General features: G+C 34.0%; 4 protein-coding genes. All 4 read left to right on the top strand.

The annotated features are described in order from the left end of the window. Positions 1 to 398 precede the first annotated feature (398 nt). Positions 399 to 7,310, top strand: coding sequence for a mucin-binding protein (locus tag O3801_RS06110; RefSeq protein ID WP_371454406.1), 6,912 nt, complete (start codon positions 399 to 401; stop codon positions 7,308 to 7,310). A 379-nt stretch (positions 7,311 to 7,689) separates the two neighbouring features. Then, positions 7,690 to 9,273: a glycosyltransferase family 52 gene (locus O3801_RS06105; protein ID WP_371454405.1), complete on the top strand. Its 1,584-nt coding sequence runs from the start codon at positions 7,690 to 7,692 to the stop codon at positions 9,271 to 9,273. Positions 9,274 to 9,276: 3 nt separating this feature from the next. After that, on the top strand, positions 9,277 to 10,521 hold the full coding sequence (locus O3801_RS06100; RefSeq protein ID WP_371454404.1) for a glycosyltransferase: 1,245 nt from the start codon (positions 9,277 to 9,279) through the stop codon (positions 10,519 to 10,521). A gap of 483 nt (positions 10,522 to 11,004) precedes the next feature. Next, the coding region (locus O3801_RS06095) for a hypothetical protein (protein ID WP_371454403.1) at positions 11,005 to 14,109 on the top strand (3,105 nt) is incomplete at its 3' end.

The raw sequence follows: 14,109 nt of genomic DNA, 5'->3' as shown, positions 1-14,109 counted from the left end.
AATAATTGCACATAAAAAACAATTTTAAAAACGTTTTCTTTTAAAATTTAAATTATATTTAAAGTAAAAATAAAATAAATGTCAATTATTTAATAAAGTCAAAAATATATTTTTCGATTATATTTTCATAATTTTCAAGATGAAACAATTTAAGTTTAAACTTAAAACAAACTTAAAATTTACTTGTATAGTAGGGGTTTTGGATGTTTTTCAATTCCAAGAATATTGATGTAACAGTATTTTTCTTGTGTTTTAAAATGAAAATATTAGCTATAAAAAATATATAAATTATAGTTAGAATTTTAGGTACGTTTAAGTTAAGTTTTGTAGAATATCTTTTGTAGTCATTATGATTTATATTTTATTCAATTTTAATTTAAAGGAAAAAGGAGACGGTAATGTTTAGTAAAAACAATACAAAAATGAATAATAAAAAACAATATGAGAAAGTTAACCACTACGGTATCAAAAAGTTTAATGCAGGAACAGCATCTGTTCTTATCGCATCTGCTTTTATGTTCCTAGGTGGAGCAGCGCAAGCAGCAGATACTAACAAACAAGAAACAACAGTAGCAGTAGCTGAAAAAGCAGCAGCAACTACAACTGAAGAAAAAGCAGAAACAGCTAAAGTAGAAACACCAGCAGTAGCTGAAAAAGTAGCTGAAAAAGTAGCTGAAAAAACTGCAGAAACAAAAGAAGTAGCACCAAAAGCTGAAGTTAAAGAAGAAACTACAGAAAAAGCAGCTGCTAAAGAAGAAAAAACAGAAGAAGCAAAAGCTGAGAAAGCAAAAGCTAAAGAAGTAAATAAAACTGCTCTTCAAGCAAAAATTAGCCAATTAGATAACTTATTCGTGTCATTAGCAGGACAAGAGTTATCAGAAGACAAACAAGTTAAAACTGTAAGTGCTGCAGTAGAATTAAACAAAGCTAAAGACTTAGTAGCGCAAGCATCAGTTACACAAGAACAAGTAGATGCACAAGTAGCAGCATTAGAAGCAGCTATTAATAACTTAAACAAAGTTGAAAAAACTGCAGAAAAAGTAGCAGACAAAAAAGAAGAAGCTAAAAAAGAAGAAAAATCTGAAACAAAAGTAGCTAAAGAAAACTTAGAAAAAGCAGTTTCAGAAGCAAAAGCAGTAAACCAAGCTGCAACAACATTCGCAACAAAAGAAGTTAAAGAAGAAGCACCAAAAGCAGAAATCAAAGCAGCGGTAGCGACATCTGAAAAAGAAGTTGCAAAAGCATTAGATATTTTCAACTCGGATTCTTCAACAAAAGAAGATGCAGATCAACAACGTAAAGAATTAGAAAAAGCAATCGAAGCAGTGTATGTAACAATGCAACGTGCTGGACACCGTGGAAGAGTAGAAACAGTATTAGCTGATACTGCTTCAAAAATCACAGGAAAAGATGTTCTTAAAGACGGAGAAACAGTTAATGCTGTAACAAATGCTTATGTTGATATGAATGCTGATAACACAAAACCTGTAGGATGGGGATTTGACACTGTTATTAGTACATCTACACTTAAAGCAGGTTCTATTACAAAAATTGAACTTACTAACTTAGCTGAGCTAGGTAGTGGTTTAGCAGTAAATACGAAAATTACAGCGGCTGATGGAACGGTAGTTGGTAAAGTTAAATCTATCGACTTTAAAACAACTACAGGAAACAACAATAACAAATCTACACCATATTGGGCCCAACGTACACAACGTGGAATGACTTATGATCAGCGTCTTGCTGAGCAACCAGCGGTAGCTAACGAAACTGGTACATATACTTACAACATTGAGTGGAACGATAAAGTAAAAGACTATCCGAATGTGTCGTTTGGAGCGAGTAACTTATCGGGGAGTGGATACTATGCACCAGAAATTTCAAAAGATACTCCGTATACAGCAACTATTAAAATTGATGGGCGTACAGTTCTTGAACATACTTATACAAGAAAAGGTCAACAGGCTAACTATCAAAAACAAGGTACTAGTGCATCACTAAGTGAAAATAATGGATTGAACTACCTTAACAATGAGCTAAAAAGTAGAAGTGATTCAATCGTATTAAAAACTGATTCAGATATTCGTTATGGAGTTGGTTCTAAATTTACTATTAAACTTCCAAATGCAAATTTTACTGAATTTAAAGAACTTGAAGGAAGTTCTAACTTTGTAAATGGATTAAATACAGCGTCTACTATTAACCCTAATAAAGGAGATAGTATTACATATCGTCCAGCTAGTCGATGGGCTAATGTTAAAGCTAATGAAAACAACGTTTGGATTCTGAACGATGGTCGTGACACTGGATTCACATTAACACCTAGATTAATTTCGCCAACAGAATTAGAACTTACAGTTACAGAAGGAACTATTCAAGAAGGTTCTACAGTATCTATGCCTTTACAATCTTTAGGTATTGAAAAAGTAGTAAAAGACAAAACTTTAACAAGTGAATATTCTAATATTACTTATGAAAATGGATTAATTAAACAAGGTTATGTAGGAAACGATAAAACTGCGGCAACTCTTACTGTATCAGGTGGAGAATCTGTTAACGGTGAGAAAGAAGATGTTATAACTAAAGTGCCAAATGGTTGGAATATAACAGGAGATGGTACACCTAAGGGTGAGCCACCAACAGGAGCTGTTGTTAGAACATTCAAAGATTTAGTGACAGGTGAAGTTATAGGTTTTGCACCAACAAGATATACGGGGAATATTCCTTTAAGTGAAGATGGTGCAAAAGATTATACTAATGTACTTGGAAATAAATATGATGTAAGTAATGATCCTGTAGACTTAGTTAAAGAAGTTAATGGGGAAGAATACATTCTTGCAGATATCCCTGCTGAAAATGCAAGAGGAACACTAAGTGTTACGAAGACAAGAGCAAGAGATTTATATTCTGAAGAAGAATTAAAAGCTAAAGGCATAAATGGATCTGCATTTGTTACCCCAGCAGAATATAATTATGTTAAGAAAACAAAAGTAGAAGAAGTAAACCGTACAATTAAATTTGTATACGCTGATAATGTTGCAGGTTTAGCGGGTACTGATGTATTCCCATCACAAAAACAAACTGTAAGTTACACAGGTACAATCAAGTTAACTGCAGAAGGGAAAGCGGTAATTAACTCTAATGACAGACCAGTTTATACTAGCTGGAAAGGAACTGATGGTCAAAGTACTGATCTTCCAGAACTTGCAGTACCTCAAAAAGAAGGATATATCGCAAGTGTTGAAAAAGTACCAGTACAAGCAACAACAGCTACAGATGAAGATTATGAATATGTTGTTAAATATACAGCAATCCAAAAAGCGAAAACAACATTTGTAGATGAAAAAGGAAATGCAATTCCAGGAGTAGCTGAAATTACTGAACAAGGTGGATCAGAAACTCCATTAACAAAAGAAGATGAAGTAAAAGCTAAAATCAAAGAACTTGAAAACAAAGGATATGAATTAGTATCTAATACATACCCAGAAGGTGGTAAGTTCGATACGGATAAAGATACAGATCAAGAGTTCAAAGTAACATTAAAACAAAAAGAAGTTACAGTAACACCAGATCAACTAAAAACACCAGGAACTCCAGTAGATCCAAACAATCCAGAAGGACCAAAATACCCAGCTGGATTAGAAGAAAAAAATCTAAACAAAACAGTAACACGTACAATCACATACGTATATGCAGATGGAACTCCAGTATTAAATGAAGACAAAACTCCAAAAGTAGTAACACAAGAAGCTAAATTCACACGTGAAGCAAAAGTAAACTTAGTTACAGGAGAAGTTACATATGGAGACTGGTCACCAGCGCAAGATTTAGCAGAAGTTAAATCACCAGAAATAGCTAAACACACAGTTGATAAAGCTACAGTAGCGACAGTGCAAGTAACTAGCGCTTCAGAAGATATTAATGAAGTAGTTACATATACACCAGTTCAAAAGGCAACAACAACATTTGTTTACCAAGATAAAGACGGAAATGTTAAACAAGTAGAAGGAAATGAACCTATTTCTGAAACAGGTACAAATGGAGAAAAACTTACAAAAGCAGAGGAAGTTGCTAACAAAATTAAAGAAGCTCAAAACAAAGGGTATGAAGTAGTATCTAATACATATCCAACAGACGGAGTATTTGATAAAGATGTTAACACTGATCAAGAGTTTACAGTAACACTTAAAGAACGTGTAGTTACAGTAACGCCAGATCAACCGAAAACACCAGGAACTCCAGTAGATCCAAACAACCCAGAAGGACCTAAATACCCAGCTGGATTAGAAGAAAAAGATCTAAACAAAACAGTAACACGTACAATCACATACGTATACGAAAAAGATGGAACGCCAGTATTGAATGAAGATGGAACACCAGTATTGAATGAAGATGGAACACCAAAAACAGTAACACAAGAAGCTAAATTCACACGTGAAGCAAAAGTGAACTTAGTTACAGGAGAAGTTACATACGGAGACTGGACACCAGCACAAGACTTAGCAGAAGTTAAATCACCAGTAGTTAAAGGATACTTAGCTGATAAAGCAACAGTACCAACAACAAAAGTAACTGCAGACTCAGAAAACACTACAGAAGTGATAAAATACAAACCAATCGGATCATGGGTGCCAAATATCCCAGGACAACCAACAAGTCCAATCAAATATCCAAACGATCCAACAGATCCAACAAAACCAGGTAAACCAACAGAAACATTACCATATGTACCAGGATTCACACCGAAGGATAAAGATGGAAATCCGCTTAAACCTGTGAATCCAAACAATCCAGAAGAAGGATATATCGTACCAGATCTTCCAACAGATCCAAGTCAAGACACTCCAATCAACTACGTAAAAGATACTCAAAAAGCGAAAACAACTTTCGTAGATGAAAAAGGAAACCCAATTCCAGGAGTAGACGCAATTACAGAAGAAGGTGACTCAGATACACCATTAACAAAAGAAGCTGAAGTAAAAGCTAAGATTAAAGAACTTGAAAACAAAGGATATGAATTAGTATCTAATACATACCCAGAAGGTGGTAAGTTCGATAAAGATAAAGATACAGATCAAGAGTTCAAAGTAACACTTAAAGCTAAAGAAGTTACAGTAACACCAGATCAACCGAAAACACTAGGAACACCAGTAAATCCAAACAACCCAGAAGGACCTAAATACCCAGCTGGATTAGAAGAAAAAGATCTAAATAAAACAGTAACGCGTACAATTACATACGTATACGCAGATGGAACTCCAGTGTTAAATGAAGATGGAACACCAAAAACAGTAACACAAGAAGCTAAATTCACACGTGAAGCAAAAGTAAACTTAGTTACAGGAGAAGTTACATACGGAGACTGGACACCAGAACAAGATTTAGCTGAAGTTGAATCACCAGTAGTTAAAGGATACTTAGCTGACAAAGCAACTGTACCAGCTACAAAAGTAACTGCAGATTCAAAAGATACTACAGAAGTAGTAACATACAAACCAATCGGATCATGGATTCCAAATATCCCAGGACAACCAACAAACCCAATTAAATATCCAAACGATCCAACAGATCCAACAAAACCAGGTAAACCAACAGAAACATTACCATACGTACCAGGATACACTCCAAAAGATGGAAATGGACAACCGCTTAAACCAGTAGATCCACAAGATCCAACAAAAGGATACGTAGTACCAAATATTCCAACAGATCCAAGTCAAGATACAGTAATTAACTACGAAGCAAATGATGCTAACCTAGTAGTTAAATATGTAGATGAAAAAGGAAAAGACTTAATCCCTGCAGAAACAACAAAAGGAAAAGTAGGAGATGAGTACACAACAACTGGAAAAGTAATCAATGGGTACGTACTTGTTCGTGTAGACGGAGAAGTTAAAGGTAAGATTGGAACAGATGGTTCAACAGTAACATACGTTTATAAACCAATCGGTTCATGGATTCCAAATATCCCAGGACAACCAACAAATCCGATTAAATACCCAAATGATCCACAAGATCCAACAAAACCAGGTAAACCAACAGAAGTATTACCATACGTACCAGGATTTACACCAGAAGATAAAGATGGAAATCCACTTAAACCAGTAGATCCTAAAGATCCATCAAAAGGATATGTAGTACCAAACATCCCAACAGATCCAAGTCAAGATACAGTAATTAACTACGTAGCGAACAAAGCAAAATTAGTAGTTAAATATGTAGATGAAAAAGGAAAAGACTTAATCCCTGCAGAAACAACAGAAGGAAAAGTAGGAGATGAGTACACAACAACTGGAAAAGTTATTCCAGGATATGTGCTTGTAAGAGTAGATGGAGAAGCTAAAGGTAAGATTGGAACAGATGGTTCAACAGTAACATACGTTTACAAACCATTAGGATCATGGATTCCAAATATCCCAGGACAACCAACAAGTCCAATTAAATATCCAAACGATCCACAAGATCCAACAAAACCAGGACAACCAACAGAAGTGTTACCATATGTACCAGGATACACTCCAGAAGATAAAGATGGAAACCCACTTAAACCGGTTGATCCGAAAGATCCATCAAAAGGATATGTAGTACCAAACATTCCAACAGATCCAAGTCAAGATACAGTAATTAACTACGTAGCGAATAAAGCAAAATTAGTAGTTAAATATGTAGATGAAAATGGGAAAGATTTAATCCCTTCAGAAACAACAGAAGGACATGAAGGTGATGAGTACTCTACAAGTGGAAAAGTGATTCCAGGATATGTGCTTGTACGTGTAGACGGAGAAGCTAAAGGTAAGATTGGAAAAGATGGTTCGACAGTAACGTATGTTTATCAACCACTAGGATCATGGGTACCAAACATCCCAGGACAACCAACAAGCCCAATCAAATATCCAAACGATCCACAAGATCCAACAAAACCAGGAAGTGATAGACCGGTATTACCATACGTACCAGGATACACTCCAGTTGATGGAAATGGAAACCCACTTAAACCAGTAGATCCACAAGACCCAACTAAAGGATACATCGTACCAGATATCCCAACAAACCCAGGTCAAGATACACCGATCAACTACGTGGCAAATCCAAAACCACAACAAGACAAAGATCAAAAACCTCAACCTAAACCAGTTGTAACACCTGAAAAATCAGGTCAAAACAATGCTCCAGTTCAACCAAAAGCAAATGCTCAAGTTAAGAGATTAGCTAACACAGGAACAACAGAAACTAACACTGGACTAGCAGGATTAGGACTTGCGACATTTGCTGGAATGCTTGCAGCATCAAGACGTCGTAAAGAAAAATAAGAATAAAAAATAAAATCATAAAGACAAAGTAGTAAATAAAATAAATGGCTTGAAAGCACCCTTGATAATTTTCGAGGGTGCTTTCTTTTTGGATTTATAAAGTATAAAAGGGAGTTAATTACGAATTAGATATTAATTTTTATTTACGTAATCTCAACGACTATTACAACTGTAGAGGAGATGTGTCCGTTATTTACATAATCCCAGTCGTTTCTAATATATAAACTTTCAAACCCCACGCTATTCTCTTGGTACTCCCCACCTACCACATTTGACTAGAATTTTTCCACGTGATAAAATATTTGTAATTATAAAAGAAACAGGCTTTTTGGCGTAGTTTTTTGCGCCTAATAGAGTGATTAATAGAGAGGTATAGTGTATGAATATTATTTTTTGTACTTCACCGTTTCAAGTCTTAGTAGCGAGAGAGATTGCTAAGGCTACAGGTGAGAAGTTTTTTGGTATATATTTAAAAATGTCTCATGATAGTAGACAGAAAATATACGCAGAAAAAATGTCAGAGTTTTGTGAGGATTTTTTATTTATAGAAGATAAACATTGGCCTGAAAAACTTAAAAACAAATTAGAAAATATAAAAATTGAAAAGTTTTATCTGGCAAGTTTGGATAATCCGGTGGCACTTAGTATATTTAATTACAACTCTATGCATCTCTTTACTTTTGATGATGGCAGTACTTCTGTTATTTCGCCGAATATGTATACAGAATATACTGATAGAAAAGTAGCCAAAAATGGTCTGACTTTACAACATGTAATTAATTTATCGCAAGGACATTATACAATATTTGAAAATAATACTGTATTTCCAGTGGAGAAACTTATAAAAATCTCGTTTAATCCTGGACCTAAAGATTTTATAAGAGCGACTAATGGGAAAAGGGTAAAGGTGTTCTTAGGCCAGGCTCTTGGAGCATGTATAGATGAGAAAGATATTATAATTACAAAAAAACTTACTAAGAAAGCTTTAGAAAGTCTAGGGGATGCTCTGTATTATCAACATCCACGCGTTTTTGTCGATGTAGAAGGTGTTGAAACTGTTCAATCTGATAAATGTTTCGAAGAAGAAATCTATGAATTGCTAGCTAAATATGAATTTGTCGAGGTTTATGGTTTTTATTCTACCTCTCTTCTTTTGACAAAAGATATTCCAGGGGTTAGCGTTCATAGTTTTAGAACATTTTTAACAACTAATGAGGCGAAAATTCTAAGTAGTTACGGTATAGAATCAACGGACTTATCATTATCGAGTCTTACCGTAGATGTAGTTATGCCGGTTTATAATAGTGAAAAGACAGTAGCAGATGCGATAGAGTCAGTATTAAATCAAACGTATAAAAACTTCAGATTGATTATTGTTGATGATGGTTCTCTTGATGCTACTGAAGAAATATGTAAAAAATATCTAAGCGATCCTAGGGTGAACTATTATAAAATTTTACATGGAGGTATCTCTAGGGCTTTAAATACCGGGATATCTCATGCGACTGCGAAGTATATCGCAAGGCAGGACTCAGATGACGAATGGATGCCGTGGCATTTAGACTACCTATTGTATGAACTAGAAATAAATGATAAATTGGATATAATAGGATCGAAAGTTATTGACGACAAGGCTAAGATGGATAGTGGGATAAGACGAAGAGAATATTATAACTTATTCGGAGAAAAGCTATGGTTGGAGCTGGCATATAGAAATGTATTTAATCATTCTACAGTAATTTATAAAAAATCTGCTTATGAAAAAGCAGGGAAATATGATTCGCAGTGTGATGGGTTTGAGGATTGGCATCTTTGGGCAAGGATGGTTACTAAGGATAATGCTTTGGTGGTTAATACGATTACCTCGTATTATAGGGTAGCTGATAAAAAAGCTAGAGGAATGATCTTTAGAAGTAGGCTTGCAAAGAGTCGAGGTTTGAGGTTAGATGATGTATTGGAGTAGAAAATGGTAAAAGTATTTACAATAAAAGAGGGGGTACCCTGTAGTATATACGGCTTTGAAAGTAGCCAATTAGCACGTCAAAGTATATTTGAAGAAATGGGTATCGAACAACAACTTGTTATTACGAATCTTCATAATTTAGTGCCGAATTTTTTAGAAACTCTTGAAACTTTAGGTTTTAAAAACTTCTATCACGTGATTTTAGAAAAATCTGATATAGCTAGGGATAAGCCTGCTGTAGACAAAAGTTTTTTAGAAAATTTAGAAGATATAAGAGCAGTAGAATATACTAAAGAAGGATTTGTCGGATTAGTTAGATATAATAACGGTAATGTAGAATGTTATACTTCTCAACTATTATATAGATATATATCAAAAGAAAGAAAATTTATTCTTTTTAACAAAAATAGTATAGTATTAGAAGGTGATGTTTCGGAAAATTATCATAGTTATCACATAAAGAAAACAGGAGCGATAATGTCGCAATGGCAATTGGTGAGTGAGTATCTAGCGGAAAATTCAACCACAGATGATAGATTTATTGTAGATATGATAGACAAATATCCTCTTCAACTGAGAAAATTTTTCCAAAATACTAATAGACAGCTTTTTGCTTATACGCACTATAATATTTTAGCGCCGTTTATGAAATTTGTCTTTCAAGGTTGGTGTAATAATATTGTTGCTAGTCCTGTGCTGGAAGAATGCCTCGGGAGTGATAAGGTCAGATTTTTGCCGCCGGTATATGTTGAACAGGTTGAAGAAGAAGTATATACATCTGTGAAAGATTGGTGTATAGTTGGGAATATGACTTTTATTAAAAGATGTGAAATAGCTATAGAAGCCTTTAAGAATACACCTAACAGTAACCTAACGATTTACGGTAATTTACCAAAAGGTTACACAGAAGCAGATTTACCGAATAATGTTAGATTTGCAGGTTTTGTAGAAAAAGTACCATATGAAAAACATGAAGGCTATATTTCATGTTCATATAGTGAATGTTTCGCTAACTCTGCGGTAGAGGCATCATCGAAAGGTTTGGTTTGTCTTCTTTCAAATGTAGATTTAGGGCATAAGTACTATGCTAGTATCTGTAAAAAAACGAAAACCTTCAGTTCTTTTAATGAATTATTAGAGATTCTAGCAAAATATCAACAGGATGGTGAATATAAGTCTTCTACTTTTGCTAGAGAATATGTGAAGAGTAAAGCGATGGAATGCTATAAGAAAGTATTGAAACTATAGTAAAGAGATACTTGTTGTATCAAAAAGGTAAATAAATATATGTTAACTTAATATCTTCTTGGAGCAAGTCCAGGAAGATATTTTTATGTTTTCAAGAATTTATGTATAAAATATGCAAATTTAGTTTAATATAAAGTATCTCCTCTTTATATGTTATTTTATAAAATAGGATTTTTCAGAAAAGTTTATGATAATATAGTTGGTTATAATTTTTAATAGATGAAAAATGTTGTTAAATACATTGATAAAAGGAGAGTGAAATAATTGACTTATATTTCTTGAAATGATAAAATTTTTAAGATAGATTATTGATGTATAAGCAAGATTTCATATAGTTATTTTGAAAAAAATAACTAGGAAATTTAATAAAAATTATTGTTTTCAAGATTGATTTATAAGAAGTGCATGATTTTTATTAAGGGACTTAAGTTATATATCATAAAAGATAGCTTATAAAATTCAAAGAAATGGAGAAGGAGAATCATGTTTAAAAACAATAAGAAAGAAAAATTCTCGTTAAGAAAATATAAAGATGGACGTACCGATTCGAAACTAATAGGAGCAACACTATTAGTAGGTATGGGATTATTAGCTAGTGGAGGAACTGCCTTAGCTAATGTAAGTTCAAATGGTGGAGATAGTGTTACTGTAGTTAGTGATACATCGAAAGTAGCTTCGACAGCAGCCACAACCTTTACGGACGATAAAGATGCAACAAAAACAGTAAAAGTGGACGCAGTATTAGAAAAAGGTACAGCTGAACCAACAAAAGCCAACAACAATACAGGCGACGTTGATGGTAATGATACATTAAACTTCAAATCAGAAGCAACTGTAAATTACAAACTTGATTCTGATAAGTCAGACTTAAAACCTGCAGAAACAGTAGAAGTGGGTACAGGTACTGTAAAAACTCCTTACGATAAAAAAGGTATTGCTTACGATACAGATGGTAAAGACTACCGTAAATCAACAGTGGCTAAAACTGGGGATGCTGTTACAGAAGCAACTGGTAAAAAAGATACCGTAGAAGCAAACAACAAGGTTTACGAGTATGTTCGTTCTGAAGTCGAAAATGCCGATAAACTTGCTTATGACAAAACACGTTTTAATGATATTGAAGCACCAGTTTCTCCAGAAGGAATGCACAATAGTTTAGGTGAAATTGACTATACAAAAACTAAAGGAAAAGTCTACCTAGTAGAAGAAACGGCTGATGGTAAATACGGTAAGTACGTTGTAGCGAATGATGGGGTAACTAGTGATGAGGATGCAGTTACTAAGTGGAAAGCAGGTCAAGCAGATGCTAAGGAATTCACGAAAGAAAATGTAACTCTTCGAGAAGGTGATTCAGTTCTTGTTCTTGATAAAGATACTTACGCAGTGGCAAATTCTAGTCTTGTGAAAACTAAAAAACGTTATAGTTCAGAAACTTATGAAGTGCTTCCAGATGCTGTCGATACTGATAGTTCTGTAAGATTTGATAATCCTACTTATACATTACAGCAAATGAGTGCAGATCAAACAGCTAATATTTTAGAAGCAGGTAAAGACGGTATTTTTGGTACGTCTGATGATGTGGAGCGAACTGTCACAGGTGATAAACTTGTTAATTTTTCAAATGAACTCCCTGATAAAGATATTTTAAAGGAAGAATTGAAACCTTTCTTTGATTTACCTGACTATAATGTTTTACCTATAACTACTAATCCTAGTATAAAGGACGCTTTAAAAAATCATGAATCGTATTACGTTTTATATGAAATTTTAAAATTTGCAGAAAATCAGGCAACTAGTGATTCAGATAAAGAGAAAATAAGGGCTGCTAAGTCTAAAGTGGATGCTTATTTGGATTCGGTAGTTTCTACTTTAGAGAGCAAAGGTTTGAAAGTTGCATACGTAAAGAACTCTACTTCAAGTGATATTCAAGGTAAATACAACTTTGTTTCAGATGGTTCAGATGAAGGTAATCGTTTTCTTGCTAGTCAAGAAGCTAACGATTTACTTAATCCAAGCTTACCTAATATTTCTAGTAATTTTGAAAATTTAACATTTTCGAATATTAAAGAAACAAAATCTATTTCAGGTGATATTGAAACTACTGTAAAAGTTGAGAAAAATTATAAGATTGTAGATAGTGGTAGTTTAGAACTGGAAACAATTACAACAACAAAACGTACACATGTGACAACAAAAGAAGCAATTTTATCTAATTATCTTGAAGGTCGAGATACTGTAACCAAGGAAGCAACATCTGATTTAGTTAAAAAAGGTTCAGTTAAAGTTAACGATGACGGTTCGGTAACTTTAACAACAGTAGAAACTATGCCTATTCATAAGTTCTATAAAGGTGTTAGTTTTGATCGTGATAATGAAAATTCGAATGAGGTGCAACCTGATTCAGATGGATTTTTACGTTTATCTGATGATGCCAATGGTTTCTCAGCTACAGCTGAAAGCTCTCATAATGAAACAATTTATAACAAACGTGAGGTAATTACACCAATCCGCGCTTACAAAGTAATGAGCGAAGCAAAACCAGTTGTAACTCACTACTATAACTTGAAGATTACAAGAGAAGAAGCAGGAACTGCAACAGCTACTAAACAAGGTAGCGTAGTTATCAAGTACGTAACTACTGACGGAAAACAATTAAAATCAGAGCCTAATAAAAATAATGTTACATTAGAAACTAAAACTATCGTAAGCCGTTATTCAGGTGAAACAAAAGTTGATGAACGAGAAGAAAAAGCAACTGTAGAACAAAACTACGACACAACTCTAAAACAATATCCAACTTTAGTAGATGCGGATACTGGATTTACTTATGAGTATGTAGGTCTAAAACAAGGTTCTCCAGCAGCTAGTGGTAAAGTAGTAGAAGGAACAACAGAAGTTGTTTACGAATACCGTCTAGTAAGTGAAGAAGAAAAAACTCCGTCTAAATCAGAAGTTACAAAAACAGGTTCTGTTGATGTAAAACACGTTGTGATTAACGAAGATGGAAGCTTAAAAACATTAAAAGAAACAGAAGTAGTGAAAAACAATGTTCCTCTAGAGTATGAAGATACTTATGTAACTTACTCAAAAGGTGTGAAAGTATCTGAACGTAAAGAAAAACGCACAGTTAAAGAAACATATAACACTACAGATAAACAATACCTAACTCTAAAAGATGAAGCTACAGGATTAGTTTACAAATATGTAGGACCAACATCTGACTCAGCTCCAGCAACAGGGGACGTAACAGAAGGTGAGAAACACGTTATCTACAGCTATACTCTAGATAAACAAGAAGAAACAACACCAACAGTAACTGACACGAAAGGTTCAGTAGTTGTTAAATATGTAGATGCTGATGGCAATGAAATCAAAGATGCTGAAAATCCAGTAACAGATGCAGTTGTAAAAACAACGAAAACATATGCTACTAAATCAGGTGATGTTGTACTATCAACTCGTGATGAAGTAACAGAAAATGATGTAAACTACAATGCAGTTGAGAAGAAAGTTGATACAATCACTAAAGATGGTAAGAAATATGTCTTCCGTGGAGTGTATGAAGTTTCTGATAAATACAACAACGTA

The sequence above is a fragment of the Gemella sp. 27098_8_149 genome (assembly GCF_041433745.1).
GTDB lineage: Bacteria > Bacillota > Bacilli > Staphylococcales > Gemellaceae > Gemella.
Note: the sequence above shows the minus strand (reverse complement) of the source record. Positions and strands in the feature narration are given on the sequence as shown.